The following is a 26,400-nucleotide window of genomic DNA, read 5'->3' as shown; positions in this document are numbered from 1 at the left end:
ACCAGAATTCGCGCAATCTTTGCATTAATTTAAGAACTGTTTTTACACAATACGTATCTTTACGGCAAACCTCAATTTGCCCCGTTTTGATGCATGCAGTAAGATATTGGTTCTCCAAGGGCGCTTCGCGCAGGATGCTCCTGCTTTTTCTTCTGCTATTCCTGTTTCAAAATTCTTTTGGGCAGAATTATACAGTGCCATCTTACATCTGGCTTGGTGATAAGGATCTTCCAACTGTAAGGGTTTCAGATACTAATTTGGAAGATATGACCATCGCTATCGCAATCGACTCGCAAGGGAATGTGTATACACTATCTTTTGGGAATGGTGTAGATAAAAGGGATAATAACGGAAACCTCATTAAATCACGATTCATAGCTTCCAACCAGCTAAATAATCCCTTGGATATCGCTATTGATTCTCAGGACCACGTTTATATAGCCGACTATGATGAAAGCGGAAGCTGTAGTACCAACGGAAAAGTAAAAGAGTTCAATCAACAAGGGCAATTGGTAGAAACTCACTATACTTCATTTTATAGACCAATTGGGATCGAATTTGATCTGGAAGATAACTTGTACGTAGCAGAATATAACGAAAGTGGTTCTGGTTGTGAAAGTGATGAACTGAGTAGGTTAAGGGTTTACCGAACGGACGGGAGTATAGCAACCAATAATTCTAACGTAGATCAACCATTTCGAGTGGCGGTTGACTCAAGAAAAAATGTCTTCTTGAGTCAAGCGGGAGGCGGAGGGAAAGTTTTGATGTTTGATGAAAATCTTAATTTAATAAAGACACTTTCCAATTTGCAGTCTCCTGCAGGATTAACCGTTGATGATCTTGATTTTCTACATGTTCTGGAATACGCTGGGCGCGTGGATTTTCAGGATTTCATTAATTATGAAGATTTAGGAATTGGGGATTTGCTGGATTTAGCGGGGGATATTCGCAATGGTATCAGAAATGAGGATTTTGTAGTCAAGATTTTTGACAGAAATCAGATATATAAAAAATCATTTGTAGATCATATCGACTTTCCTTTAGACCTAGCTTTCGATCATTGCGACAAATTATTTGTCGATAATTCAGAAGTTTTTGGAACAAACATTTTTGTTTTCGTACCGTCTCGTTTGGAATTTGATTTGGAGATGTATCGCAGATCACCAACTGCCGATATCACGCCACCCGAAGCCATTTGTGTTTCAGATTTTGAAATCACCTTAAATTCCACAGAAACAAGAAATATAACTGCGGAAGATATTGATGATGGTTCTAACGACGTTTGCGGTGACGTCACTCTGGCTATTGATAAGGACAATTTTACAGCAGATGACGAAGGGGATAATACAGTGACGTTAACCGTGACTGATGAGCAGGGGAATGAAAGTACCTGTAGCACGATCGTAAAAGTTATTGTTGAAGAGGCAGATACTCCACCAATTTTTCAGAATTGTCCTTCAGAAATTATTGAATTAGAAAATGATACAGGCCAATGTGGGGCTGTTTTTAATTTTCAAAGTCCTTCGGTAAACGATGATAACGGAACAATTACGCCTATACGGATTGATGGAAATACAGATCTAACTTCTGGCGATTTATTTCCAGTAGGAACAACTACCATAACCTTCCAGGCGGATGACGGTGTAAATGATCCCGTTACTTGCAGCTTCGATATTATTGTAAATGATGAAGAAAAACCGGTGATTGATTGTTCTGCGGGCGCAAGAGAGATCACGCTCGCCGAGGGTGAGACCTATAGTATTCCAGATTTTGAATCAGAGATAGTATTCAGCGATAATTGCGATTCCAGTCTGTCTTATTCCCAGACGCCGGGTGAAGGAACCGAAATAAACACGACTACAGAGGTGAATATTATGGTTACCGATGCCGCCGGGAACGAAAATAGCTGCAGCTTCACCGTGACCGTCATCGAGGAAAGTCCTGAGCTGCAGATCACGAACTGTCCCGGTCCTCAAACTTTTGAAGTTGATGAGAATTGCGCTTACCTCATTCCGGATATTGCAGCGATGATCGAAACCAATATTCCGGAAGCCGTAATTACCCAAAATATCGAAGCAGGTTTCGAGGTGCATGGCGATCTCACGCTTACCATCACTGCTACCTACGAAGACCAGACCGATACCTGCGAGGTACAACTGCTGGCCAAAGATTCGATCGCGCCCAGCATAACCTGTCCGTCAGATCAGTCGGAAACTATTGGCGCCGGAGAGAGTTTTCAATTGCCAAATTATGTGCTGCAGTCAGATTCTTCAGATAATTGCGCGATCGCCAGTTTTCAGCAGGTTCCGGAAGTTGGTACACAGGTCACTGAAACTACTGAAGTCACTTTGACCGTTACCGATGAGGACGGGAATGCCACCAGCTGCAGTTTTACGGTCAATATTGAAGTGACCAACGAAGAGACCCTGCAGATAAACTGTCCGCAAAATTATACCCTGCAGGCAGATGCTAATTGCAATTATTTTGTGCCAGATTTCTCGACGATCGTTACAACGAACATAGATGGGGCGACCATTGAACAGGACCAGGTTGCCGGCACGAATTTCGACCCAAACAGCGATCCTTATTTACGGGTGACCGCTACTTACGAAGATCAGTCAGACTATTGTGATATTTATTTGCTGCCGGATGACCAGATCGCTCCAACCGCTCAGTGCATTCAGGAATACCAGGTGACGCTCGATGAAGGGGAGACCGTGGAGATCGATCCGCTGGATCTGGACGGGGGAAGTGCCGATAACTGCGGAATAGCTTCCTACGCTCTAAGCCAGACGCAGTTTTCTTCCGCAGATGAAGGGGTTCAGGATATCCGGTTTACCGTTACCGATAATTTTGGAAATTCTGATGAATGTACCGTTGCGATCAGGGTAGTGGTGAACACCGCCGGAAACCAGGCGCCGCTTGCGAATCCTGATATGTACGAAACATTGATGAATACCACGCTCGAAGTTCCGGCAGGCCAGGGGATTCTTTCAAACGATTCTGATCCCGAGGGCGATGACCTGAACATCGTACTGATTGACCAAACCAGCAACGGATCCTTGAGTTTGAACGATGACGGTTCTTTCCGGTACATTCCGAATGAGGGCTTCTTCGGAATGGACAATTTCACCTACTATATCAATGATGGTGAACTGGATTCTGAAACAGTTGAGGTAAGCATTAACGTGCTGCAGCAGGAAAATCAGCGACCGGTGAGCCTGGTAGATGAATATTCCACCAGCGTCAATACGGTCCTGGAAATCAGTGCGCCCGGTGTGCTGGCCAATGACTACGACCCGGAAGGCGACGAAATTTTCGCGTACCTCAATAGTGACCCAACGCACGGAAGTGTGACATTACTGGAAGATGGTTCGTTTACCTATACGCCAGATCCCGATTTTGTAGGAGTAGATCGTTTCAGTTATTATGCAACCGACGGTTCAGGGGAAGGTCTTGCCACAGTTACCATCAACGTGCTGGATGACTCCCAGGGTTATCCTGTTGCCAATCCCGATAGCTACACGACCGCTTTCAATACAACCTTGAACATTTCCGAAGAAAATGGTATCCTGGCCAATGATAATGATCCGAATGGCGACCAGATTTTCGCTGTTTTGGTGGATGATGTGACTAATGGTACCCTGGAACTGAACGCTGATGGCTCCTTTACCTACACTCCTAATAACGGCTTTTCAGGGGAAGATCAATTCACTTACCATGCGACCGACGGGCAGTTGAATTCGGGAACCGTGACCGTCACTATTTTCGTAGAGGCCGGGCAAACGGGCTATTTTCGCTGTGCCGAAGATCTTACGATTTTTCTTCGGGAGAATGCTGATTTTACGGTGGATATCACCACCCTGTATTCCGGCAATGTCGAAGGGATCAATGTGGAAGCGAGCCAGTTGGTTTTTGGCTGTGAGGATATTGGGGAATCAGAAATCACCCTGACCTATTCCGGAGCTCAAAACGGCAGTTGTGTGATTCCCGTAACCGTGCTCGATCGTGCTGCTCCAGACCTGCAATTACGTGATATGACGCTGCAAATTGGCAGCGAAGGTATCGCCACGCTGCGTTTTGAAGATATCGATAATGGGTCTTCTGATTTCTGTTCCGATACGGTGCTTTATGAACTGAGCCGGGAAGAATTTACCTGTGACGATCTGGGCGAAAACCTGGTGGAAGTAAGGGCAACCGATGAATACGGAAATACCACGACCGGAACGGTCATAATCACCGTAGAGGGTGACAACTGCGGAACGCTTCCGCCGGGGACCGAGTACACGTTCGTGTACCCAAATCCCAATTCCGGAAGCTTTAAAGTGGCTACGCCATCTGATGTAAGCGTGACCAGAATGGAAGTTTTTGACCATCGGGGACGCTTTATCGCCGGTCAGGATTACAAAGGTGATTTTATGGAATATTCCATGGATATTGGTCCTTTACAGGAAGCTGCCTACGTGCTCAAGATCATGACGAACAAAGGCATGCTCGTGAAACGGATCATTATTAAGAACTAATTCGGGATTCGATAAAATCAATAATTCTTTTGGGATCTTCCTGGTAATCGAACCAGTTGATGCGCTCATCTTTTCGGAACCAGGTAAGTTGCCTTTTGGCAAATCTTCGGGTGTTTTTCTTGATTTCTGAAACAGCTGTATCCAGGTCCCATTTTCCGCCGAAATATTCAAACAGCTCTTTGTAGCCCACCGTGTTCAAGGCGTTTAGTTGCCGTTGGGGATAAACTTTCCGCGCCTCTTCAAGCAATCCTTTTTCCATCATGAGGTCCACGCGGCGGTTGATACGCTCATAGATCACTTCTCTTTCTGCCGTCAAACCTACCGGAATAACGGTAAAATCTCTGGGTTTTTTAGGTTTATTCAGAAAGGAGGAAAAGGTCTTGCCGGTCCCGATGCATATTTCCAGCGCCCGTATAAGACGGTGTGGATTCTGAACGTCAGCCGTGCGGTAATAATCGGGATCCAGTACGAACAATTCTTTCTGAAGCCGGTCGATGCCTTCTTCTTCCAGCTGCTGTTTCAGTTTAAGGCGAATAGCCGGGTCAACTTCAGGAAAATCATCGAGTCCCTCGGTAATGGCTTTTAAATAAAGTCCGCTGCCGCCAACCATGATCGCTATATCTTGTTGCTGGTAAATTTCTTCGAGTTTCCTGATCGCATCCCTTTCAAAGTCGCCAACCGAATAATTTTCAGTAATCGATATATGCTGAATGAAATGATGTGGAGCGGCGTCCAGTTCTTCGGGTTCGGGAACGGCGGTGCCTATTTTCAGTTCCTGGAAAAACTGCCGCGAGTCGGCTGAAAGGATTTCTGTTTGAAAATGACGCGCCAATTCGATGGAAAGGGCGGTCTTCCCAATGGCTGTAGGTCCCGATATGGTGATAAGGTATTTAGGCATTCAGCAAATGTCCGCATTTATGACAATAATGAGCCGTATCCAGGTGCTTGTCTTCGTTGCAGTTCGGGCAAACCTGTGTGTTGCCATGATGACCGTCTGCACCCATCCGGTTATACTCCGCACTCACGATGCCGGTTGGAACCGCGATGATGCCGTACCCCATGATCATGATGAGTGATGCGATAAACCTTCCCAGTGGTGTGATAGGAGCGATGTCGCCAAATCCTACCGTAGTAAGCGTCACAATACACCAGTAAATGCTCAGCGGGATATTGTCAAAACCTCCATTTTCGCCTTCTATGAGGTACATGAGGGTTCCGGCAATGACACAAATGATCAGCACCGCGAAAAGAAAAACCAGGATCTTTGCCTTGCTGTTCCGAAGGGCGGATGCGAGTTTATTGGATTCCCCGATATAACGTGTCACTTTAAGTATCCTGAAAACGCGTAAGAGGCGCAGTGCCCTGATGGTGAGCAGCAAATTCTGCCCTCCGAAGAAAAAACTGATATAGCTCGGAAGCGTGGAAAGCAGGTCTACGATCCCGTAAAAACTGAAAATATAGTGACGCGGCCGTTTGATCACGATGATCCGCAGGATATATTCGATTGAAAAGATGATGGTGATCACCCACTCAGCGATGTAAAAAGTGTCTTCGTATTTCGTGTTGATCGAGGTGATGCTCTCCAGCATGACCAGCACGACGCTGAAAACGATAAAAAACAGCAGGACAATATCGAATAGTTTTCCGGCAGGTGTATCGGCTTCATAAATGATCTCATGAAGTTTCTGTTTCCAGGCTGGATATTCGGGATGTTTCAATTGCTGCTGATTTCGGCTTTAGTCAAATTTAAGTATTTTCTTTTAGCACGATGAGCGATTGCTGCTGAACAGCGAGAATTTCATTGAAGAATTTCTTCAATCCCTCGTAATATTCTGGTTCATAGACATTTTTAGCAAGATTCACACGGCATTGTACGTTCAGGATCTTTTCAGAAGCCTGGTTGGCTACAAAAAGCAGGGAACCGGCATTTCCCGGAAGCCTGATCGCTTTCTGGCCGGGCAGTTTTTCTACGGAATAACCTTCAGGAATCTCAATTATAGCGGAATACGTAAATGCATTCTTATATCCGAAATCGATAGGATATTGCCTGAAATCCAATTGGAACGGGTTCTCTTCCGCCAGCTCAAAACTGAACGGATTCAGGTAGATGCGATCGTCGATCTTATCGGCGCTGCTGCTCAGAGTATAGTGAATATTCAGCGGTTCATCCCTTTCGTCCAGGTTCGCGGCAAGAATGTTCAAAAGTTCCGTTTTCTCTAGTGGCCGGGAAGTTTCCCTGGCTGCCTGCTGAAGGGAATTCTCATCATTTTCTTTTCGGAATTCATAGGCAAAATGCCCTGATAAGATCTGCTGGGAAGAACCTTTTATCGAGCCATCAGGCATCACCATCAGCGAATCCCTGAAATTGATCTTGGAATATTCAGTAGGATTTAGGTCTACCCATTCGCTGGTTTCTTCCGTAGTTAATTTCCGGGCGTAATTATTCAGGGCGCGCATAGGAAGATCACCGAAGGCCAGGGTTTTTTCACTGGCGTCCAGCAGGTACTTATTATCTTGCAGTTCCAGATTTACAAGGAAATAATTGAATTGGTTCAAAACCGGGTGTAGCCGGCTGATAAATCCAAAATTCCTGGTAGCCGACATGACCGGGTATGCTTTAAAACCTTCTTCACGGTACAAACGTAACAACAGGGAATTGAGCGTCATGATGTTGCCGCTACCCTGACTGAGAAGATCCTTTATGGTAATATCGTTGTAGATTTCCATTCGGCCGTTCCAGGAGTACGAATCCTGTACAAAATGGTAAATTTTACGGGCTTTTTCCAGATCGTTCGGTAAAGAACTGATCGCTTCCGGAAGTACGCCTTCTACATCAGCTTTTTCCCATTGTTTACCAATGCCCAGGTGATCCCGTATCTCTTTGTTAACGTCTTTCCAGCTTTTGCTGAATCGTACTTCATAGCCATCCGAAGGCCTTGTGAAGGTATTCATTTCATATTTTAATCGGCTTTGGAAGTTATATGCGCTCGTCATATAAGCTTCGGTGCGAAAGGCCGGAATGTCCTTCATGGCATATTTTGTCTGGATACAATCAGCCGGATTTCGTGAAATTCCCATGCTCAGGCATCGTTCAAGAACTTCGGTCTCTTCAGTATCCAGCTTCAAAGTACCGACCAACGTGGTAAAATACTCGTAATTAGCCGGGATCTTCGCGGTAAACTCACTGTACAGTTTAGGCAGGTCAGACTGGAAATCCCAGGTTTCGAAATAATGGATGAAAGGAGAGATCTTCTTGTAGGAATACACGATCACGTCCCCTGCTTCCACATCTGGCAGGGTAAAAGTTTTGATGATCCGGTTTTCGGTTTCTTTGCTGTAAACCTGTTCCTTCGAAATACTTTTTTTAACGATACCGCCATTCACCCATTTGTAATTCGCCGCTTCCAGGTCTTTCAGGGTTTCCTGAGTATCGCCATTATCATAGGCGATTGAGAGCGGGATTTTGACCGTGGCTTCATCTTCCACTCCCTGTTTATCCAGAATCTTGATCTTGATGATATACTTGGTTACGAGGTTGTATTCTTCGTCATCATCAATTTCCGTAAAGCCTTTTTCGTAGATCACCAGCGCGTGCGCCACGCTATCTGCCGGATACGAATCACTGAGAAGATCTTCTTTGGTGACGACAGCATTTAGATCGTTATAGTTTTGAGAATGTAATAAAAAAGAAAAAAATAATAATAGAGTAGTAGTAAACAGTTTATTCATGAACTGATAATTGAACGATTTTAAAATGGTGCTTTTTCCGGAGGTAGCTCTGGATGATATGCTGCGCATCGCGATTGTTGCGCATGGGAGTGATGATAGATTTAATGATATCCAGATTGTTGATCTGGTAATTCAGGTTGAAATAACCGCTGCCTTTAAACTCTCCGTCTTCAATGAGGATCGCACATTTTTCATCAATATCGCGCCCTCGCCCGATGAGGATCATATTCTGATTTTCATAGGAATAACGGGTAATAAGCTTTTCTACGCGTTCGTTATAAGCCTCTGCCGGTTCCTCTTCGATACAGGCGCCATGACAGCTTTTAATAGTGTAATTGAAGCAATTGCCGCTGCCATTATGAACGCCGCCAAGGCGGGAGCAGAGTTCGTACTCCTCGATCCAGGCTTGCAATGAATTCTTGGCAGAACGAAGGGTGCTAAAGGTCGTGATGCTTTTCTTGGTCCTGCTGGCCTTCCCGATCTTCAGGTTGATATACCCGTTATCATCCTTGAAATGATACAGCGCATGGCTGAAAATATCCCTTTTTAGCGCACGGTTATATTTTGGTTTGAGCTCCTTGATTTCCTGGTTTTCTTTCAGAAGGGCAAGCAGCTCGTTACCCGTGTTTTCAAAAGAAACTGAAGCCACTTTTTTCTGCATTTCACGGGACTTGGCGTTCTCGTTAGTAAAATGCTGATTAATGCGCTTCCTGATGTTTTTGGCCTTACCCACATATATGATCTCACCATTTTCGTCGTGGAAATAGTAAACGCCGGTAGAACTGGGCAGTTCCTCCAGGATGTGCACCAGCTTGGTATCCAGGCTGCGCTTCGGTTCTTTCCGAATATGGGTTTTAAGAATGTTCTTTTCCACATCCTTATTCAGCAGCATTTTGAACAACTTCACGGTTGCCTGTGCATCACCTGCAGCACGATGCCGGTCGCTCAGCGGGATTCCCAGCGCGCGAACCAGTTTTCCAAGGCTGTAAGATTGTAAACCGGGAATCAGTTTTTTAGAAAGTTCTACGGTACACAGGCTTTCACGCTCGAATTCATAACCGAGTCGTCTAAATTCTGTGCGCAAAATTCGGTAATCAAATTTGGCATTATGAGCCACCAGGACACAGTCTGTGGTGATCTCTACGATCCTTTTTGCCACCTCATAAAATTTGGGAGCATTGCGGAGCATCTCATTATTGATGCCGGTAAGATTCACCACGAACGGCTGAATGGGCTGTTCGGGATTCACCAGGCTGATGAACTGGTCAACAACCTTTTCCCCGTCAAACTTATAGATGGCGATCTCGGTGATCCCCTCTTCATTATACTTTCCGCCGGTAGTTTCTATGTCTAATATTGCGTACAACTATTCCTCCTTAATTATAATTTCGTTCCCCGAAAATGCTGCTTCCAATTCGTACCATTGTCGTGCCACATTCGAGCGCGATATGGTAATCGCCACTCATGCCCATGGAAACCTCTGTAAGTTCCGGGAAATCTTTCTGAAAATCCGCAGCAATGTGCTGTAAACGTTCAAATTCCTGCCTGACCTGCGCCTCATCATCTGTAAAAGTGGCCATTCCCATCAGTCCAACGATTTGTGCATGTTTCATTTTCTGATAGGCTTCAGATTCCAGGATCTCTCGGGCTTCGTCCCGGGATATACCAAATTTGGAATCTTCTTCAGCGATCTTGATCTGCAACAGGCAATGAATCGTTCTTTCGTTCTGCTTTGCTCTTTTATTGATCTCTTTCAGTAATTTCAGGCTGTCTACGGCGTGGATCAGGCTCACATAAGGCGCCATGTATTTCACCTTGTTCCGCTGAACATGCCCTACCATGTGCCATTCGATATCCTTCGGAAGCTGCTCCCATTTATCGGTCATTTCCTGGATCTTGTTTTCTCCAAAAATACGCTGACCGGCCTCGTAGGCCTCCATCAGGTCTTCGTTGGGTTTTGTCTTTGAAATGGCCACGAGTTTTACACCTTCCGGAAGCTCGCTTCGGTATTTTTTGATATTCTCTGAAATCGTCATTCTAAAATTAACTTTTCCGCTCAGGTTCACCCACCTGAAGTAGGGATTGGTGGCTGGTTAGTCTTCAGAACTCGTAGATAGTGAGACCACTACGTAATTTGGGCTCAATATAAGTACTTTTTGGCGGCATCGTCAAATTTTCATCGGCAATTTGTTTAATTTCTTCGATGTTCGCCGGTAGCATGCCAAAACCCACCTGAAATTCCCCGCTGTCTATTCTTGTTTTTAATTCGATTAAATCATTACGACCGTGGACATACGTGATCCTTTTGTCGTGCCTTAGGTCCTCGATTCCCAAAATTGGCTTGAGAATTTTTTCGTACAGGATAAATGAATCAAGCCTGCTTAGAGAATCTGAAAATTCATAATTCGTATGTCGCAGGTACAACGAGTAAAATTCCCCGTCCAGATACATGTTAAAATGGTGCTTTTTGGAGGGTTTGTAGATCTCAAAACCGCGGTTCTCGATCCGGAACCATTCATCCAGCCTGATGAGAAATTCTTCTTTGGAAAAACCATTAAGATCGGTCACCAGCCTGCTGTATTCATAAATACGCAAATTGCTCTCAGCGATGAGGTAGCTCATAAAATAGTTGTAGGGTTCCTCTCCGGTGTGATCTGGATTCGCATCTTTACTTTCCTGGGCCAGTAAATACGAGGAAGCACTGCGGTGATGCCCGTCTGCAATATAGATCTTGGACATGGCACCGAATTCTTTCCTGATCTTGTTCACATTTTCGTCGTCGCAAATCTTCCAGAGCGTATGTAGTTCCCTGTTGGCCGTCGCAAATTCGTATTCCGGTCGTTGTTTCATGGTTTCAGCAAGCACGGAGTTGATCAACTCACTGTCTGGGTACGTGAGGAGCACCGGTTCGGTGTTGAAACCAACAACTTTCAGGTATTCTTTAAAAATCTGTTCCCGAGGGGCAATGGTGTCTTCGTGTTTTTTGATCACGTTGCGTTCGTAATCCTCTGCGCTGGCAGCTGCAATGATTCCGCAGCAACTGTTCCCACGACTTTTGATCTTATAAACGTAAAAACAAGGCTTGGGATCCTGTATGAAAGTTCCTTCCTCGCGAAATTCGAGGTATCGGTTTCGAACCATCTCGAAGCGTCGTGCACCGCCAATGTCATGCTGGAATTTATATCCCGGGTTTACGATATGCAGGAAGGAATACGGGTTGTATTCCAGTTGTGAGCGCAATTCGGTCTCACTGTAATCTTCATAAGGCCGGGAAGCGACCAGGCCGGCGTATGGTCTGGCCGGTCTCACCGCCTTAAATGGAAGTATCTTCGTCAAATTCTATAACAAATTAGTGAAACTTGTTCCCTGTTTCCTCCTGGTATTTTTCTGAAAAACTTCGGAAGGAGTTACGGGCTCAGGATAACAAGTGAAACTTTTTTAGCTGCTGAATTGGGCTGAAACTTTTTCAGCTTTTCGGTTTTCAGAATAATCATAGAAACCTTCACCAGATTTCACCCCGATCTTTCCGGCACGAACCATATTGGTCAATAGCGGGCATGGCGCATATTTTGGGTTTTTGAAACCTTCGTACATCACCTCAAGTATGGAGTGGCAAACGTCCAGACCAATAAAATCGGCCAGTTGCAGAGGGCCCATTGGGTGCGCCATTCCCAGTTTCATGACCGTGTCGATCTCGTAAACACCGGCCACGCCATTGTAAAGCGTTTCGATAGCTTCGTTGATCATTGGCATGAGAATCCGGTTGGCGACGAATCCCGGGTAATCGTTCACTTCTACCGGCACTTTATTCAGTTTTTTGGAAAGATCCATCACGGTTTCCGTAATTTCATCACTGGTGTTGTATCCACGAATGATCTCCACCAGTTTCATCACTGGCACCGGGTTCATAAAATGCATCCCGATCACTCTTTCCGGGTGAGAAACCACCGAGGCGATCTGTGTTATGGAAATGGAAGAAGTGTTGGACGCCAAAATCGTATCTTCCGAAGTTGCTTCGTCGAGCTCGCGGAAAATCTTCAGTTTTAATTCGGTATTTTCGGTCGCGGCTTCCACCACCACGCTGGCATATTCCACGCCTTCGGCAATGCTGGTATAGGTCGTGATATTGTCAAGTGTCGCCTGTTTATCTTCTTCCGTGATCTTTTCTTTAGCGACCATCCTGTCTAAATTTTTGGAAATGGTTTCCATGCCCTTTTTCAGGCTTTTTTCACTGATGTCGATTAACTGAACCTTGTATCCGTACTGGGCAAAAGTATGGGCAATTCCATTCCCCATCGTTCCTGCTCCAATGACTGCTATATTTTTCATTTGTTCTATGTTTTGTTTTTTGGAGTAATTCGCTCCTTTTTATTTACTGAAACTGGCTATGATCTGGTTGGCTATTTGCAAGGCTTTGGCGCCTTGTGAAAGGGTCACGACCGGTTCCTGGTCTTCCACGATTGCATCGGCAAAAGTTTCCAGCTCATCCAGGATGGCATTGTTGGGAGAAACCGAAGGATTGTCGAAATAGATCTGTTTTTTCACGCCTTCCGCATTCTGAAGGATCATCGCGAAATCATCAGGGTCTTCCGGTGCATCTTTCATTTTGACCACTTCACAGACTTTTTCCAGGAAATCTACTGAAATGTAGGCGTCTCGCTGAAAAAAACGGGATTTTCTCATATTCTTCATCGAAATCCTGCTCGCTGTGAGGTTTGCCACACAGCCATTTTCGAATTCGATCCTTGCGTTGGCAATATCTGGGGTATCACTGATTACCGAAACACCGCTGGCATTCATATTCTTTACTTCTGATTGGACCACGCTTAGGATCACGTCGATATCGTGGATCATCAAATCCAGCACCACCGGAACATCAGTTCCTCTGGGATTGAATTCAGCTAAGCGATGAGCCTCAATAAACATGGGGTTTTCAATACGATTGGCTACCGACTGGAAGGCCGGGTTGAAGCGCTCCACATGACCAACCTGCCCTTTTACGCCATGTTTTTCAGCCAGAGCGATCAGTTCTTCAGCTTCTTCAAAAGTATTGGTAATGGGCTTTTCAATAAAAAGATGTTTCCCTGCGGAAATGACCTTTTTGGCCACTTCAAAATGGGAGAGGGTAGGAGTAACCACATCGATCATATCGGCATCTGCGATAAGTTCATCCAGATCTGAATAAGCGCGATACCCAAATTCTTCGGCTACTTTCTTCGCATTTTCATGATCAGCATCGTAAAAACCGATGAGCTCGTATTTATCAGATTGCTTTAAAAGTTTCAGGTGGATTTTTCCAAGATGTCCTGCACCCAGAACGCCGGCTTTCAGCATATTTTTGCATTTTTCACAAAAATAGCATTTTGATTGTAAATAGTTTATAATTCCGGGAACGAATCCGGCCGGAAATGGGTTGGATTTTTCCGTTTGGATTCTCTATTTTTAAGGTCTTAAAGCAATCTGGAATTGAAAGATACTTACCGACATCAGGGAAAGCGGCAGCAACTGGTTAGAACCGTGAAAAAGAAGGGCGTGAGTGACGAACGGGTACTTGCGGCCATTGGGAAGATCCCGAGACATCTTTTTATGGACAGCAGTTTTGAAGACCATGCCTACCAGGACAAGGCGTTTCCCATCGCGGCAGATCAAACGATCTCGCAGCCTTTTACCGTGGGGTTTCAATCGCAGTTGCTGGAAGTGAAACGTGGCGAAAAAGTGCTGGAAATTGGTACCGGAAGCGGTTACCAAACGGCCGTGCTTTGTGAGCTGGGAGCCAAAGTGTATAGTATCGAAAGGCAGCGCGAATTGTTCAAAAAGACCAAGGTTTTCCTTAGTAAAATAGGTTATCGCCCCAAATACCTCAGTTTTGGAGATGGATATAAAGGCCTGCCGGAATATGCCCCTTTTGATAAGATCATCGTGACCGCCGGAGCGCCGTTTGTTCCAAAAGATCTGCTCAGCCAGTTAAAAGTAGGAGGCAGGCTGGTGATCCCCGTTGGCAGCGAAGTACAAACCATGACGCTTTTCATTAGGAAATCACCCAAAGAGTTTGATAAGACCGAATTTGGCGCTTTCAGGTTTGTGCCGCTTCTGGAAGACAAGAACTGATGGCTGCAAGTTATGTCACGCCTCGTTTAGTGCTGCGACCCACCGATGAACGGGATGCCGAATTCTTTTTCGAATTGCTGAATTCTCCCAAATGGCTGGCCAATATTGGCGACCGCCAGGTTTATTCCGTAGAAACTGCGGAAAGGTATATTGCTGAAAGGATCGTGGCTCAGAGAGAAAAGTATGGTTATGCCAGCTTTACGCTGCTGCGTCGCGAAGATTCGGTCAAAATTGGCGTTTGCGGTTTGTATCGCCGGGACGGTTTACAGCTGGTAGACCTGGGCTTTGCACTGCTTCCGAAATATGAAGGGTTCGGCTATGCTTTTGAAGCCTGCCAGGAGCTGATCCAAAAAGCTTCCGAAGATTTTAAGATCGAAGAACTGGCGGCAATCACTCTTCCGCAGAATGTTGCTTCCAGAAAATTACTGGAAAAACTCGGTTTTCAGTTCGAGAAATTTTTCCATTTACCGAACGATGAAAAAGAGCTCTGCTATTACCTGAAATGAAAAAAGCCCGGAAAACCGGGCAATTTATATCAAAACAGCTTGTTTTATTTCGCTGATTTATCTTCTACAGGTTTATCTACCACCAGTCTTTCAGGGCGGTTAGCCACTTCCCAGGCAGTAAGGAAAACCAGTTGGGCCCTTTTGGCCAGCATGTCGTAGTTGATCTTGTCTGGCGTATCGGTCGCCTTATGATAATCGGCATGCACCCCATTGAAATAAAAAATGATCGGCACATTGTGCTTGGCAAAATTGTAATGATCGCTTCGGTAATAAAAACGGTTTGGATCATTTTCATCATTATAAGTGTAATCCAGATCCAGATTCATGTATTTTTTGTTCACGTTTTCACTAAGCTTGTGAAGATCGGTGCTCAATTTGTCACTTCCAATAAGGTAAATGTAATCAGCTTTACCTTCATGGTCTGGATCTACACGACCAATCATATCAATATTCAGGTCGGCTACCGTATTTTCCAGTGGGAAAACAGGATTATCTGTATAATATTTTGAACCAATAAGGCCTTTTTCTTCTCCGGTCACATTCAGGAACAGGATGGAACGTCTTGGAGTATACCCATCTTTAGCCGCTTTGTGAAACGCCTGCGCGATCTCCAGGACTCCCACAGTTCCGGAACCGTCATCATCGGCACCATTGAAAATGTTTCCGTCTTCGTCCATTCCCACATGGTCATAATGCGAAGAAATAACTACGATTTCATCAGGTTTTTCCGAGCCTTTCAGGAAGGCCATCACATTTTCAGTAGACTCGATATTGCCTCTTTTGAAATAAGAAGGGTCTACTTCCTGGAAATAATCATCGTTGCCCATGGGCGATGGAAGATCAAGGCTCTGATATTCCTTTTTCAAATATTCTGCAGCCATTTTTTGTCCCGGCTCGCCGGTTTCGCGTCCCTGGAACTCGTCGCTAGCAAAGGTGAACAGGTGATCTTTCAAATCTGAAGCCGTGATGGTGTTCGCATAGGCCATCGGGTCGGCATTGTCAACATTCTTTTGTCGCGCACCGCAGGATACAAGAATTGCCATCAAAGCAATTGCCAGTAAATTTTTCATTGTTGTTTTAATTTTTTAATAAGGTTCGGAAAGATACTACTAAAACGATAAATGGCCAGCCGGTTTTACTGATTTTCCAGGGCTTCCTGTATCGCTTTTTGAGCCATTGGCTGCATGACGTCATATCCGGCTGAGGTAGGATGCACGCCATCTTCGGAATATTCGATTGGCAGCCCGTCGCGATCATCCTTCATTTTGCTGAAATAATCCAGGTAAACCAGTCCGTTTTCCGAAGCGTAATCTTTTAACCAGGAATTGATCGATTTGATCTTGACTACCGGTTCCAAACCGGGTCGCCAGCGATAATCGTAGACAGGCAGGATCGACGACAGCACCACTTTGATATCATTTGCCTGAGCCAAAACGACCATGGAACGAATATTATCAGTGATCATTTTTTCTGAAGAATAGCCAGTATTTCCCGCAATGTCATTGGTTCCGGCCAGGATCACGACAACTTCGGGTTGGAGATCGATCACGTCCTGCTGAAACCGGATGAGCATTTGCGGAGTAGTTTGCCCGCTAATGCCACGCCCCACGTACTTATTTTCTGAAAAGAACTGCGGATGCATGTTCACCCAGCCTTCAGTAATGGAATTTCCCATAAAAACAGCTACCGGAGGCTCGCTGATAGCTGCGTTGGCTTCCTGGTATTTCTGAAGGTTTGGCCAGTCCTGGTTCATGATCTCTGGATATTTTTCACGTTCTTTCTGGGCAAAGATAGCGGTTGAGAATAGCAGAAAAAACAGGCAGAATGATGGTCTCATATTTTTTTCTGAAAGATAGTTGAAATTTGCTGAATTTCAGCCGAATGGAAAACTGCCAAAAAATCGACTCAAAAACTTTAAAAAAACCTTGTGGGGAATTGAAAAAGCTTCTTATATTTGCATCCGCTAACGGAGAAATGGCAGAGTGGTCGAATGCGGCAGTCTTGAAAACTGTTGAGGGTCACACCTCCGGGGGTTCGAATCCCTCTTTCTCCGCTGATTAAAAGTCAGAATTTACTAAAAAGCCCGAAAACACTGCGTTTTCGGGCTTTTTTAATTTTATTTCATATCAAAAAAAGGCATATAAATGCATCAAATAGGTGCTAAATTCGGTGCTGCTTTTATGTTGAAAAAAAGCAGCACCGAATTTCATGTAAAGCCTTTATTATCGGTATCTTACAGAGGTGTAACTTGCATGCTTTTTTAGAATATAGCATGTAAAATAGGTTCTGAAATGTATAATACTTATTCCGTAATTTTTTTCCCGAAAAATAGCAATGGTAATAAACAAGGTCTCGTGCCAATTTACCTTAGAATAACGGTGAATGGCAGGCGTTGTGAATTGAGCATTAAACGAAAAATTCCCTTAAAATCTTGGAATCCCAAAACTGGGTCAATGAGAGGGAAAAACGGGGATGCTGGTGAGTTCAACAGATATTTGAACAGCATTCGTAATAGAATTGATAGGATTTATGAAGACCTGGTCAAAGAAAAGGCTGATTTCACTGTTGAAACCATTCGAGATATATACACCGGAAAAAATAAAGATAGAAAGATGCTATTAGAAATTTTTCAGGAGCATAATGACCAGGTTGAGAATTTAATCGGAAAAGATTTTGCCTATGGAACCTTTGAAAGATATCGAACTGCTAAAAAACATGTTGAAGAGTATATTTTAAAAGAATACAGATTGAAAGACATTCCTGTAAAAAATGTAGATCATTCCTTTATTACCGGATTTGAGTATTTTTTAAAAACTAAAAGAAAATGTAGTCACAATACTGCTGTAAAATACATCACCAACTTTAAAAAGATAATCAGGATAGCTATAGCAAATAACTGGATAAATAGAGATCCATTTTTACATTGGAAAGCCAAACTGAAAATTGTAGATCGGGAATTTTTATCAGAGGATGAGATTCAAAAACTAATTCAAAAGAAATTTCAAACAGATAGGCTGGATTTAGTAAAAGATATCTTTCTTTTTTCCTGTTTTACAGGACTTGCGTATGCTGATGTGAAAAAACTTTCAGAAAATAATTTGGTGATTGGAATTGATGGAAATAAATGGATAAAAGTCAATAGGACAAAAACCGATTCTCGAACTAATATTCCGCTACTGCCCACCGCCCTTGAAATAATAAAAAAATATTCTTATCGACCGGATGCTTCAGCAAAACTTTTGCCCATCCTTACTAACCAAAAGATGAATGCCTATTTAAAAGAGATAGGGGATATTTGCAAAATTAAAAAGAATCTAACCTTCCATTTGGCCAGGCATACTTTTGCAACTACCATTACTCTTTCTAATGGAGTACCAATAGAATCAGTGAGTAAAATGTTAGGCCACAAAAATTTGAAAACTACGCAGCATTATGCCAAAATACTAGATCAGAAAGTTAGTCAGGATATGTTGGCATTAAGGTTAAGAATGACTAAGAATGTAGAATTTTATCCAAGTACATCTGCGAAAAAAACAGATGAACTTGGAGAAGCTAAGAAAAGTAATTAGCATCCGAAAAAAACGGGGTTTCTATTTGGGTAAACTAATATTCAATTTCTGTTTATTACTTTAAATCACAATTTCTAAAACAGATGCTTTCTATTTTCCACCTAATAGGATCCGTTCTATTCGTTCTTCTTGTTTTATTATTGTTTTAATACTAAAACAGAATGCTTTTTCCCTTAAGATTATAAACAAAGAATCTAAAAAGTGAGAATCTTATTGGAGAATATTGTTTTTAAATTATTTGGATGGTGATTAAAATCAGGAGGATGATTAAAGTGATCAAGGAAAAATATAAAATACCGTTTTTCAAAGTCCACAGAACCATATTTCTTTTTAGAATTTTCTTTTCAAGGTTTTCCAATTCAATTAATTTCTCGAAACCGAATTTTCTTGCAATCTTTCCTTTATCTGTCAAAAAGACTCGGGACCTGGGATCGATATAGATCATGTTGTATCTAATTAACTTTTGAACCCCATGAAGGTCATATTTTTGGACTAATTCCTCCAGATTAATACCATTTCTGAAAAAAAATGAATTAGTTGAAGATTCGGGATACATGGTTTGTAGGGAAATACATACATTTTAAATATGAAATATACGGTTAAAAACTTCTAACAATCCACAAAAGGAATATTTAACATTTGTTGAAATAATATTAAAAGGTTGGTTTATTCTTCACTCCCACGATTAAACATGATAAGTAGCCGGGACTTAAACAAAATCCATATCTATATTCTATTCCTTTTAGACCTGGCATCCATTTCAAAGAATTTTTGCTCAAACTTTTCTGCGGGTAGATAATTATCTGGCGAGACTTCAAAATATCTCAGGGTACTTTGGCGGTATTTGCATCGATTTCGCGAACCACTTCTTTGGGAGATATAAGTTCCAGATCCTGGGAAAAGAAAAGTTCCTGGTGGTCGGAGTGAAGCTCTTTATTTTCCTTTTCCAGGTATTCGACAAAATCAGCTACACTGGTCGAGTAGGAATCGCCGAGTTTTTGGGGACTAATTGTGATATACATGGTATTTAGATTTAAGATTATTGACTTCTTTGGGGGATAGTTTGATTTTCAGGTAGGGTTTGCCAAAAGTGGGTTGGACGAGTTCAATATTTCTGAGGATATTTCGAATGTCCTTATGATCAATTTCAGGGGGCGACGGAGGTGTTGCAGAACCGCTGTTTAAGTTTTTAAAAGCTTCCTGAAAGGAGTTGATGGCTTTCTTTTGGCTTTGCCCAGGGAGTTCGGAAAATAAAGCTTCTAACATTCCTTTGGTAGGAATGGTTTGATTTTGCTCGATATCGCGGATGATGGCAATCATGGCATTAATTCTTTTTTTGATGGAGGTTTCCAGTGTTTGCATCCGCGGTCCCAGGGATTCTGTAGGTGAGATGTTGTTATAAAAAAAGAATTCCAGCATCAGGAGTAACGTTAGGGATTGAGATTTTCCCATCTCCAGGCTGTATTGCCTGAATTTTTGAGCTACCGAGACTTTAATTTTTAAGGTTGTAAAACCTTCTTTTTCAAATGTTGTATCCATTTTTTACTAAAAAATTCGCCATTTTACGGGAGGTTCGGAGCCTTATTACTAAAAAATCATTTCCCTTTCCGTTAGCATCATTTTTGTTGCTATCAAAACCGCACCTTTGAAATCGTTTCCAATGAAAAATTGGCCATAACCTCGCGTAGCGGGTTATCCTCTTGCTTTTCCTTTTTTTGCCGGGGCAAAAGTCAAAGCAGCAGGAAATTAGTTACAATAATTTACCATTGACTATTACTATGAGATTTTAAGATTCTGTCATATTAAGAATTACGATTTCCTCAAGGTTTAGAGTGGATTTTTGTAAAAAAGAAAAGGGATGCAGAACATCCCTTGGTAAATTAAGTTGGATTAAGCTTATAAAATAGCTTCATCGGCAAAGGAGAAACAATCACCGTCAGGCGTAAGGATCAGGTGATCCAGAAGCTTCACATCGAGAAACTCCGAAGCGTTTTTGATCTTTTTAGTAAGCTGCTTATCGGCCTGGCTGGGATAGAGCGTGCCGGAGGGATGGTTATGGGCAATGATAATGCCTGTACTCATAGACTTTAGTGCCACTGCAAAAACGATGCGAAGATCTACTAAAGTCCCGGTAATGCCACCGGTAGATACTTCGAAGATGCCTTTAATTCGGTTGGCATTGTTAAGGAGCATTACTTTAAAAGATTCCTGTAGGCCGATCCTATCTTTGTCCCAGCTTTTATAAAATACCTCTTTCGCGTCGTAGGAGGAACTAATTTTCGGAGCCTCTGCGATTTTAAAATTCCCGAGGTATTTGAGCGATATTTCATTAACTTTGGTTTTCATAGTTTACTCTATTAAGGGTTAATAGAAAGAGGGCGCAGTGTTGAGGAAAGACCGGCCCTCTTTTGTGTTTAATTCTCAGAGGGTTTATTACCTAAAAGGAGGATTTCCGAAACCATTATTTCGGTTACATAGCGTTTAACTCCTTCCTGATCTTCATAGGATCTTGAAGATAATTTTCCTTCTACGGCAATTTCTTTGCCTTTGCCTACATGAGTTTCGATAATCTCAGCGGCTTTTCCCCAGGCTACCAGGTTGTGCCATTGAGTTTCCTGCACTTTTTCTCCGCTTGAGGTGCGGTAGTTGTAATTAGTGGCCAGTGAAAAGGAGGCTACTTTCTTACCACTTTCAAGGTTTCGGATTTCAGGAGGGTTTCCCACGTTTCCGATAAGCTGTACTTTGTTTCTGATAGTTCTCATAATAAAAGAATTAATATTAATAAAAGGTTTTCCCGCTGTAACCCACGGGTAGGTTTAAAAATTTACTTTTTGTATCTGGAGCGTTTTTCCTTTTTTGATTTTTTGGAATTGAAGAGAAGGAATTGATATGTAGCTGAAATGATTTCATAATGTTGATGTTAGAATTTACTTCCCGTAGTGCCATCACTGTTATCCTTTTTTGATGCAGATAGGATTCAACATTCAGAATTAGTTCAAGGGCATATAAAAAGGGAGCGCGTAGCCGAGTGGTTTATGCTGCCCGGCTAACTTCTGAATGTTGGTATTTTGCGTTCTAAAAAAGGAAAGGGGATGGTAAAAGGAAGCATAAGGATAAGAATCTTATGCATTGAATTCAGAAAAAATTTTATTCTGAGTTATCAAAAATTATTGCAAACTATATAAGTATGGAAGAATTTATTCCTAAATTCTGAATAAGGTATATTTTAAGGTTAACCTTAAGAAGGTGTTTTTTCTCGTGCCATTCGTTCCATAGGCGATAGGCATTCATATATAAATGTATTCACAGGTACTGAAATATTTTCTTTTTGTGCCTCATGGACAACATAGCCGTTAAAGGTTTCTAATTCTGAAGGACGACCATTCATTAGGTCGCGTTGAGTAGAGGCAGTGCTTTCAGGATCCTGATCAGCAATGATCTTGAAAACTTTAGCGACATCATCTGTACTCAAATTTATTCCTTTAGCCTGGGCAAGAAATAAAATTTCATTCGCAGTATTTTTCATTATCTCGGAAAGATAGCGGCTATCTCTCATTTTCCCAATAGGTACACGTGTAAGTCCGCCCAAACCGCTAATGGTACATATAAATAGAAATTTTTTCCATATTTCACGCTGGATATCCTCTGCGATTATATTTTTTATATCCGCCTGGTCAAATAATTTGCTTAGGGCTTTTAGCCGTTTTGTTTTCTTTTTGGTGAGTTCACCAAAAGTTATCGTTGGAACAAAGTCTGTATGCTGGATTACCCCTGGCGCCTCGATATAACTAATAAGGTTACAAAGTCCACCTAAGATTTGCTGCGAAGAAAAATACTCTATTAGTATCTCGGAATTTCTCACTCCATTTTGTAATGGAAGAAAAATAGTATCAGGTTTTACATACGGTTTTAAATTTTTTGCGGCATCGGCCAATTGCCAGCTTTTTACCCCAAAAATAACCAAATCTGGAGCCTGTATTTCGTTAAGATCATCAGTGACCAGGTTGGGATGGGAATGAAAATCACCCAGAATGCTATTCACGCTTATTCCATTCCTGATAATAGCTTCCATGTGCGCTCCTCTTGCAATGAAAGTGATATGGTGTTCAGTAGTCGCCAGTTTTGCACCAAAATAACCTCCCACGCCCCCGATTCCGTAAACTAAAATATTCATGCTCTTTAATAAGTAATTCCTTTTTCAAAGATAAAATTCAGAACCGAAATTTATTTAGATTCCAGGACTTCTTTGAGAACTACCGCCTGGTTATGTTCTTTGTCCTTAGCGCCATATAAGATGCAAATCCTTTTTTTCTTAGACATTTCTCTAAGGCGTTCAAGCTCCTCCTCGCAATTTTCCAACTCCTTTCGGTAACGTTCTTTGAATTCCTGAAATTTCCATTCCTGGTGGCCAAACCATTTTCGAAGATCATCGGATGGAGCCAGATCTTTATTCCATTCATCCAACTGGGCTTTTTCTTTGGAAATCCCTCGTGGCCAGATCCTGTCTACCAAGAGTCTATATCCATCATTATTAGCCGGGTCTTCATAAATCCGTTTAGTCTTCAATTTTAAATTTTTAGTCATTAATCTGGGTTTTAATCGGGTGGTTAAATTTCTGCTCTAACTATTTATTCATCCATGATAAAATACAAAATTCAGAAGTTGGGTCAGTCCTATTTTACAGATTTTTCTTTAAGTAGGTCAATGTTTTTTAGAACCTGTTTCTTTAGCTGAAGTTTTACCTTTAATTTTGGTCTTCAAGTTGAGCGCGCGCGAGCTATGAAAAAGAAAACTATTAAAAAGGGATATTACAGTCTTGTGATGGGTTCTATCCTGGTGGGAATTTTAGCGACCCTTCTGGGATACAGTCTCAAGAAAATCACTGCTTTTTCTGAGGAATTTTTAATAGAAGAATTGCGACATGTTCCTTTTCTTTACATTATTGCGCCGGTCATAGGGATCAGCCTAATTTATTTATTTAGGAAGTATCTCTTCCGCGGAAGAAAGAACAAAGGGATCAAAGAGATCTTTCAAACCCTGAAATACCGCAAGGATGAATTGCCCTTCTACAAAGTACCTTCCCATTATATCAATGGTTTTTTTACGGTAGTCTTTGGAGGTTCAACGGGTATAGAGGTGTCAACGGTGGTGGCAACGGCAGCCTTAGGAGCTTCGATATACAGAAAAGAATCGGTTGCCAATATTTACAAAACTGAACTGGTTTCAGCCGGGGTAGCGGCAGGCATAACCGTCCTGTTTGGCAGTCCCATAGCCGGATTTCTTTTTGCGGTGGAGGTGATCTCCAGAAAACTAACAAAGACTATGATCTTAAGTTGTGCGATATCAGCTTTCCTGGCATGGATATTCGTCTTCTTTTTTGATAGTCAGCCTCTTTTTGATCTCAGCGTCACTCATTATAAAGTGAAAGCGATTCCTTTTATGATCGTCCTCAGCCTGCTGGCAGGGATGGTCGCGGTGTATTTCACCAAAAGCGTCATCTTTATTAAAGAAAGATTTTCCGGCATGAATAAGCTTCTCAGGGTACTTAGCAGTGCGCTATTGCTTGGAGTGGTCATTTTCTTTTTACCGGCCCTTTATGGTGATAGTTACCATGCCCTGGTTCCACTAATTACTGCGTTCAGCAATAATTTTTCCATGGGAAGTATTGGGTGTTTATTTTTACTGGTTTTATTGAAACCTTTGGCAGCCTCCATTACCCTGGGTGGAGGTGGTGATGGAGGAGTTTTCGCACCCAGCATTGTCACCGGCGCTTTTCTAGGGATTATGCTTGCACTTTTTTGTAATTATTTTTTCGGTACGCACCTTATAGTGCTAAATTTTGCCCTGATAGGAGCTGCCGCAATGCTAAGCGCCGCCATTCATGCTCCTCTAACCGCTTTATTTTTAACTTGTAATATCGTTGCCCAGGGATTCATTCTTTTTCTACCTGTGTTGTTAGGAGTGTTCGTAGCTAAACAAGTGGCTGTTTATCTATGTGAATATAATGTATATACCTACCGAAGAAAGAAGCCTCCAATTTCTTTCAGGTAAGATAGTTTTATACTATACGGGAAATTAATTAGAATAAATAAAATCTAATCATTGATGATTTTCTACATTTATGGGACCTTTCAGAAGTTAATTAAGGTTATTAGTTACAAAAAGTAAAATGTTTGAAGTTCTAAAAAAGTTAAATGAAACAATTAGCCTTTCTAGTGAAGAATTTGAATATGCAAAAACCTTATTCATTCCTAAGAAACTTAGAAAGAAGCGTTTTCTTTTAGAGGATGGAGATAGCTGTGTTTATACTTCTTTTGTAGAGAAGGGGCTGCTCAGAAGTTTCACCATAGACGATAAAGGAAATGAGCACATTTTGCAGTTTTCTATGCAGGGATGGTGGGCAGCAGATCTTTACAGTTTTTTTACCGGGGAAACATCAGACTACAATATTGAAGCTATGGAGGATAGCGAACTACTGCTTATAACCAAAGATTCCTGGGACTTACTGCTTAAGGAGATACCTGCTTTTGAACGGTATTTTCGCATTCTTATTCAGAATAATTTAATTGCCACACAACGAAGGCTCATGGACACCATGAGTACCACGGCAGAAGAACGTTATCTTAAGTTACTTCATGATTTTCCCGATATCTCTCAAAGGGTTCCCCAACACATGATTGCGTCCTATATAGGGGTCACCCGAGAAACATTAAGCCGATTGCGCAGTCAACTGCATTAAAAATCGGAAAGATACCTTACCTCTATTAACAAGTCATTAAGGAAAAAGTGTGATATAGATCACACTTATTTCTTATCATAGGTCATTGGTCTCAAGCGGTGTCTGGTCATACATTTGTATCATAAATAAATTATTAATCTAAAAACAAAAATTATGGCAACTACAAAATGGAAAATTGATCCAACTCACAGTGAAGCTACTTTTAAAGTAAAACACCTCATGATTTCTACGGTAACCGGAAAGTTTAAAGCTTTTGAAGGTGAAGTTGAGAGTGAGGGGGATGATTTTAAAAAATTAAAAAATATCGAATTCAAAGCGGATGTAAAATCGATCGATACCAATAATAAGGACCGTGATGAGCATTTGAAATCTGACGATTTTTTTGCCGCAGAGGAGCATCCACAATTGGTCTTTAAGGCCGAAAGTTTTGATGTGAATTCAGAAGAACTTCATGGAGAGCTGACTATTAGAAATACCACAAAGCCTGTCACGCTTGAGGTTGAATTTGGGGGAGTAGTGGAAGACCCCTACGGCCAAACGAAAGCCGGATTGACAGTAAGCGGGAAAATCAATCGAAAAGATTTCGGATTAAAATGGAATGCTGTTACCGAGGCTGGTAGCGTAGTGGTAAGTGACCAGGTTAGACTAAACGTCGATGTTCAATTTATAAAACAGGCTTAAAACAAAGGCAGTAGCGGAAGGTGAAAATCTCACCTTCCTGATACCTGCTTTAAATTATCGATACAAATGGCAACAAAAACAATAGCGATTTTAAGTGATAGCGAGGGGCTAGCCCCGGAATTTTTTGAGGTTCTAGGCAGTTCTAACCATCGGTTGCTTTTTGTTGTTGGAAATGCTGAGACAAAGGAGCACCTTCAAAAAAGCTTAAATTTTTTAAAGTTAAAGGCTGAAATAGATTTTATAGGCTGTGAAAAGGATGGATGCTGGGAAGCCGATAAAATTTTAATCTCTATGCAGGCACCGCCTTCAAAAGATATGATTAAAAAGGTAAAAGAGGTGGCTACTCAAAAGCCGGTATGGGTAATATCACCCGTTGATAGTCACGGAAGAAAGGTTGACCTACAACAACAGCTTCCTAATTCAAGGGTAGTAGAAATTAGCATCCAAGAGAATTTAAAGGAAGTATCCCTTAGCAGTAAAGAAGTTGTAGCGAAACAAGAAATTCGTCAACTTTTTGAAGTATCGGGTTACACAGTAAATTAAAT

24 protein-coding genes and 1 tRNA gene are annotated in these 26,400 nt (G+C 42.2%); 9 read left to right on the top strand and 16 right to left on the bottom strand.

The window, feature by feature from the left end; all coding sequences use genetic code 11:
- Window positions 1-89: 89 nt before the first annotated feature.
- Window positions 90-4,523: an Ig-like domain-containing protein gene (locus GRFL_RS01975; protein ID WP_158091638.1), complete on the top strand. Its 4,434-nt coding sequence runs from the start codon at window positions 90-92 to the stop codon at window positions 4,521-4,523.
- On the opposite strand, the gene miaA is transcribed toward GRFL_RS01975, so the two are convergent.
- The 8 genes from miaA to GRFL_RS01935 all read right to left on the bottom strand — a co-directional run bounded on the left by miaA (window position 4,513) and on the right by GRFL_RS01935 (window position 13,586).
- Window positions 4,513-5,421 carry a tRNA (adenosine(37)-N6)-dimethylallyltransferase MiaA gene (miaA, locus tag GRFL_RS01970; RefSeq protein WP_083642995.1) on the bottom strand — a complete coding sequence of 303 codons (909 nt, stop codon included), beginning with the start codon at window positions 5,419-5,421 and terminating at the stop codon, window positions 4,513-4,515. The two genes, GRFL_RS01975 and miaA, sit on opposite strands and share 11 nt — an antisense overlap.
- Complete coding sequence (locus tag GRFL_RS01965) at window positions 5,414-6,241, bottom strand: ion transporter (protein ID WP_083642993.1); 828 nt, start codon at window positions 6,239-6,241, stop codon at window positions 5,414-5,416. Before GRFL_RS01965 ends, miaA begins: the two co-directional genes overlap by 8 nt.
- A 28-nt stretch (window positions 6,242-6,269) precedes the next feature.
- Window positions 6,270-8,252 (bottom strand): DUF3857 domain-containing protein, encoded by a 1,983-nt coding sequence (locus GRFL_RS01960; RefSeq protein WP_158091639.1) that lies wholly within the window; start codon window positions 8,250-8,252, stop codon window positions 6,270-6,272.
- On the bottom strand, window positions 8,245-9,618 hold the full coding sequence (locus GRFL_RS01955; RefSeq protein WP_083642989.1) for an exonuclease domain-containing protein: 1,374 nt from the start codon (window positions 9,616-9,618) through the stop codon (window positions 8,245-8,247). Before GRFL_RS01955 ends, GRFL_RS01960 begins: the two co-directional genes overlap by 8 nt.
- A 10-nt stretch (window positions 9,619-9,628) precedes the next feature.
- The gene (locus tag GRFL_RS01950) at window positions 9,629-10,288 is read right to left on the bottom strand and encodes a YggS family pyridoxal phosphate-dependent enzyme (protein WP_083642987.1); all 660 of its coding nucleotides are present in this window, start codon (window positions 10,286-10,288) and stop codon (window positions 9,629-9,631) included.
- Between the two features lie 64 nt (window positions 10,289-10,352).
- Window positions 10,353-11,588, bottom strand: coding sequence for a DUF1015 domain-containing protein (locus GRFL_RS01945; RefSeq protein WP_083642985.1), 1,236 nt, complete (start codon window positions 11,586-11,588; stop codon window positions 10,353-10,355).
- Window positions 11,589-11,690: 102 nt separating this feature from the next.
- A complete protein-coding gene (locus GRFL_RS01940) occupies window positions 11,691-12,581 on the bottom strand; it encodes a 3-hydroxyacyl-CoA dehydrogenase family protein (protein WP_083642983.1) in 891 nt (296 codons plus the stop codon).
- Between the two features lie 39 nt (window positions 12,582-12,620).
- On the bottom strand, window positions 12,621-13,586 hold the full coding sequence (locus GRFL_RS01935; RefSeq protein WP_083642981.1) for a Gfo/Idh/MocA family protein: 966 nt from the start codon (window positions 13,584-13,586) through the stop codon (window positions 12,621-12,623).
- 132 nt (window positions 13,587-13,718) lie between these two features.
- Between GRFL_RS01935 and GRFL_RS01930 the strand changes: the two genes are divergently transcribed.
- Both GRFL_RS01930 and GRFL_RS01925 read left to right on the top strand, forming a co-directional pair.
- The gene (locus GRFL_RS01930; RefSeq protein ID WP_083642979.1) at window positions 13,719-14,360 is read left to right on the top strand and encodes a protein-L-isoaspartate(D-aspartate) O-methyltransferase; all 642 of its coding nucleotides are present in this window, start codon (window positions 13,719-13,721) and stop codon (window positions 14,358-14,360) included.
- Window positions 14,360-14,866 (top strand): GNAT family N-acetyltransferase, encoded by a 507-nt coding sequence (locus GRFL_RS01925; RefSeq protein WP_083642977.1) that lies wholly within the window; start codon window positions 14,360-14,362, stop codon window positions 14,864-14,866. The genes GRFL_RS01930 and GRFL_RS01925 overlap by 1 nt, the downstream gene beginning before the upstream one ends.
- A gap of 44 nt (window positions 14,867-14,910) precedes the next feature.
- Here GRFL_RS01925 and GRFL_RS01920 read toward each other — a convergent pair whose 3' ends face one another.
- Both GRFL_RS01920 and GRFL_RS01915 read right to left on the bottom strand, forming a co-directional pair.
- Window positions 14,911-15,936 carry a M28 family metallopeptidase gene (locus GRFL_RS01920; protein WP_083642975.1) on the bottom strand — a complete coding sequence of 342 codons (1,026 nt, stop codon included), beginning with the start codon at window positions 15,934-15,936 and terminating at the stop codon, window positions 14,911-14,913.
- A gap of 65 nt (window positions 15,937-16,001) precedes the next feature.
- Window positions 16,002-16,703, bottom strand: a complete 702-nt coding sequence (locus GRFL_RS01915) for an SGNH/GDSL hydrolase family protein (protein WP_083642973.1) — start codon at window positions 16,701-16,703, stop codon at window positions 16,002-16,004.
- Between the two features lie 131 nt (window positions 16,704-16,834).
- Here GRFL_RS01915 and GRFL_RS01910 point away from each other — a divergent pair.
- Both GRFL_RS01910 and GRFL_RS01905 read left to right on the top strand, forming a co-directional pair.
- A tRNA-Ser gene (locus GRFL_RS01910) sits at window positions 16,835-16,919 on the top strand.
- A gap of 238 nt (window positions 16,920-17,157) precedes the next feature.
- Complete coding sequence (locus GRFL_RS01905) at window positions 17,158-18,435, top strand: site-specific integrase (RefSeq protein ID WP_083642972.1); 1,278 nt, start codon at window positions 17,158-17,160, stop codon at window positions 18,433-18,435.
- An 824-nt stretch (window positions 18,436-19,259) separates the two neighbouring features.
- On the opposite strand, the gene GRFL_RS01895 is transcribed toward GRFL_RS01905, so the two are convergent.
- From GRFL_RS01895 to GRFL_RS01870, 6 genes are all read right to left on the bottom strand, one after another.
- The gene (locus GRFL_RS01895) at window positions 19,260-19,457 is read right to left on the bottom strand and encodes a DUF5712 family protein (RefSeq protein WP_083642968.1); all 198 of its coding nucleotides are present in this window, start codon (window positions 19,455-19,457) and stop codon (window positions 19,260-19,262) included.
- Window positions 19,441-19,974 carry a BfmA/BtgA family mobilization protein gene (locus GRFL_RS01890; RefSeq protein ID WP_083642967.1) on the bottom strand — a complete coding sequence of 178 codons (534 nt, stop codon included), beginning with the start codon at window positions 19,972-19,974 and terminating at the stop codon, window positions 19,441-19,443. The genes GRFL_RS01895 and GRFL_RS01890 overlap by 17 nt, the downstream gene beginning before the upstream one ends.
- Before the next feature lie 357 nt (window positions 19,975-20,331).
- Window positions 20,332-20,781 (bottom strand): JAB domain-containing protein, encoded by a 450-nt coding sequence (locus tag GRFL_RS01885; RefSeq protein WP_083642965.1) that lies wholly within the window; start codon window positions 20,779-20,781, stop codon window positions 20,332-20,334.
- A gap of 68 nt (window positions 20,782-20,849) precedes the next feature.
- Window positions 20,850-21,197: a single-stranded DNA-binding protein gene (locus GRFL_RS01880; RefSeq protein ID WP_083642963.1), complete on the bottom strand. Its 348-nt coding sequence runs from the start codon at window positions 21,195-21,197 to the stop codon at window positions 20,850-20,852.
- A 476-nt stretch (window positions 21,198-21,673) separates the two neighbouring features.
- Window positions 21,674-22,609, bottom strand: coding sequence for a ketopantoate reductase family protein (locus GRFL_RS01875; protein ID WP_083642961.1), 936 nt, complete (start codon window positions 22,607-22,609; stop codon window positions 21,674-21,676).
- Window positions 22,610-22,659: 50 nt separating this feature from the next.
- Complete coding sequence (locus GRFL_RS01870; protein WP_083642959.1) at window positions 22,660-23,019, bottom strand: DUF488 domain-containing protein; 360 nt, start codon at window positions 23,017-23,019, stop codon at window positions 22,660-22,662.
- A gap of 195 nt (window positions 23,020-23,214) precedes the next feature.
- Here GRFL_RS01870 and GRFL_RS01865 point away from each other — a divergent pair, with 195 nt between their 5' ends.
- From GRFL_RS01865 to GRFL_RS01850, 4 genes are all read left to right on the top strand, one after another.
- A complete protein-coding gene (locus GRFL_RS01865) occupies window positions 23,215-24,486 on the top strand; it encodes a chloride channel protein (RefSeq protein ID WP_083642957.1) in 1,272 nt (423 codons plus the stop codon).
- A 118-nt stretch (window positions 24,487-24,604) separates the two neighbouring features.
- A complete protein-coding gene (locus GRFL_RS01860) occupies window positions 24,605-25,174 on the top strand; it encodes a Crp/Fnr family transcriptional regulator (RefSeq protein WP_083642955.1) in 570 nt (189 codons plus the stop codon).
- Window positions 25,175-25,327: 153 nt separating this feature from the next.
- Window positions 25,328-25,855: a YceI family protein gene (locus GRFL_RS01855; protein WP_083642953.1), complete on the top strand. Its 528-nt coding sequence runs from the start codon at window positions 25,328-25,330 to the stop codon at window positions 25,853-25,855.
- Between the two features lie 66 nt (window positions 25,856-25,921).
- Entirely contained in the window at window positions 25,922-26,398 is a 477-nt protein-coding gene (locus tag GRFL_RS01850) for a hypothetical protein (RefSeq protein ID WP_083642951.1), read from the top strand.
- Window positions 26,399-26,400 lie beyond the last annotated feature (2 nt).

The organism is Christiangramia flava JLT2011 (genome assembly GCF_001951155.1).
In the GTDB taxonomy this organism is placed as follows: domain Bacteria; phylum Bacteroidota; class Bacteroidia; order Flavobacteriales; family Flavobacteriaceae; genus Christiangramia; species Christiangramia flava.
The sequence above is the reverse complement of the archived record's forward strand: the minus strand, read 5'-3'. Positions and strand labels throughout refer to the sequence as shown.

Coding starts and splice junctions, on each gene's coding strand:
- GRFL_RS01860 (WP_083642955.1), top strand. CDS start 24,605: ATGTTTGAAGTTCTAAAAAAGTTAAATGAAACAATTAGCCTTTCTAGT.
- GRFL_RS01875 (WP_083642961.1), bottom strand. CDS start 22,609: ATGAATATTTTAGTTTACGGAATCGGGGGCGTGGGAGGTTATTTTGGT.
- GRFL_RS01935 (WP_083642981.1), bottom strand. CDS start 13,586: ATGCTGAAAGCCGGCGTTCTGGGTGCAGGACATCTTGGAAAAATCCAC.
- GRFL_RS01925 (WP_083642977.1), top strand. CDS start 14,360: ATGGCTGCAAGTTATGTCACGCCTCGTTTAGTGCTGCGACCCACCGAT.
- GRFL_RS01885 (WP_083642965.1), bottom strand. CDS start 20,781: ATGAAAACCAAAGTTAATGAAATATCGCTCAAATACCTCGGGAATTTT.
- GRFL_RS01950 (WP_083642987.1), bottom strand. CDS start 10,288: ATGACGATTTCAGAGAATATCAAAAAATACCGAAGCGAGCTTCCGGAA.
- GRFL_RS01895 (WP_083642968.1), bottom strand. CDS start 19,457: ATGTATATCACAATTAGTCCCCAAAAACTCGGCGATTCCTACTCGACC.
- GRFL_RS01865 (WP_083642957.1), top strand. CDS start 23,215: ATGAAAAAGAAAACTATTAAAAAGGGATATTACAGTCTTGTGATGGGT.
- GRFL_RS01870 (WP_083642959.1), bottom strand. CDS start 23,019: ATGACTAAAAATTTAAAATTGAAGACTAAACGGATTTATGAAGACCCG.
- GRFL_RS01915 (WP_083642973.1), bottom strand. CDS start 16,703: ATGAGACCATCATTCTGCCTGTTTTTTCTGCTATTCTCAACCGCTATC.
- GRFL_RS01975 (WP_158091638.1), top strand. CDS start 90: ATGCATGCAGTAAGATATTGGTTCTCCAAGGGCGCTTCGCGCAGGATG.
- GRFL_RS01920 (WP_083642975.1), bottom strand. CDS start 15,936: ATGAAAAATTTACTGGCAATTGCTTTGATGGCAATTCTTGTATCCTGC.
- GRFL_RS01850 (WP_083642951.1), top strand. CDS start 25,922: ATGGCAACAAAAACAATAGCGATTTTAAGTGATAGCGAGGGGCTAGCC.
- GRFL_RS01940 (WP_083642983.1), bottom strand. CDS start 12,581: ATGAAAAATATAGCAGTCATTGGAGCAGGAACGATGGGGAATGGAATT.
- GRFL_RS01880 (WP_083642963.1), bottom strand. CDS start 21,197: ATGAGAACTATCAGAAACAAAGTACAGCTTATCGGAAACGTGGGAAAC.
- GRFL_RS01905 (WP_083642972.1), top strand. CDS start 17,158: ATGTATAATACTTATTCCGTAATTTTTTTCCCGAAAAATAGCAATGGT.
- GRFL_RS01890 (WP_083642967.1), bottom strand. CDS start 19,974: ATGGATACAACATTTGAAAAAGAAGGTTTTACAACCTTAAAAATTAAA.
- GRFL_RS01855 (WP_083642953.1), top strand. CDS start 25,328: ATGGCAACTACAAAATGGAAAATTGATCCAACTCACAGTGAAGCTACT.
- GRFL_RS01960 (WP_158091639.1), bottom strand. CDS start 8,252: ATGAATAAACTGTTTACTACTACTCTATTATTATTTTTTTCTTTTTTA.
- miaA (WP_083642995.1), bottom strand. CDS start 5,421: ATGCCTAAATACCTTATCACCATATCGGGACCTACAGCCATTGGGAAG.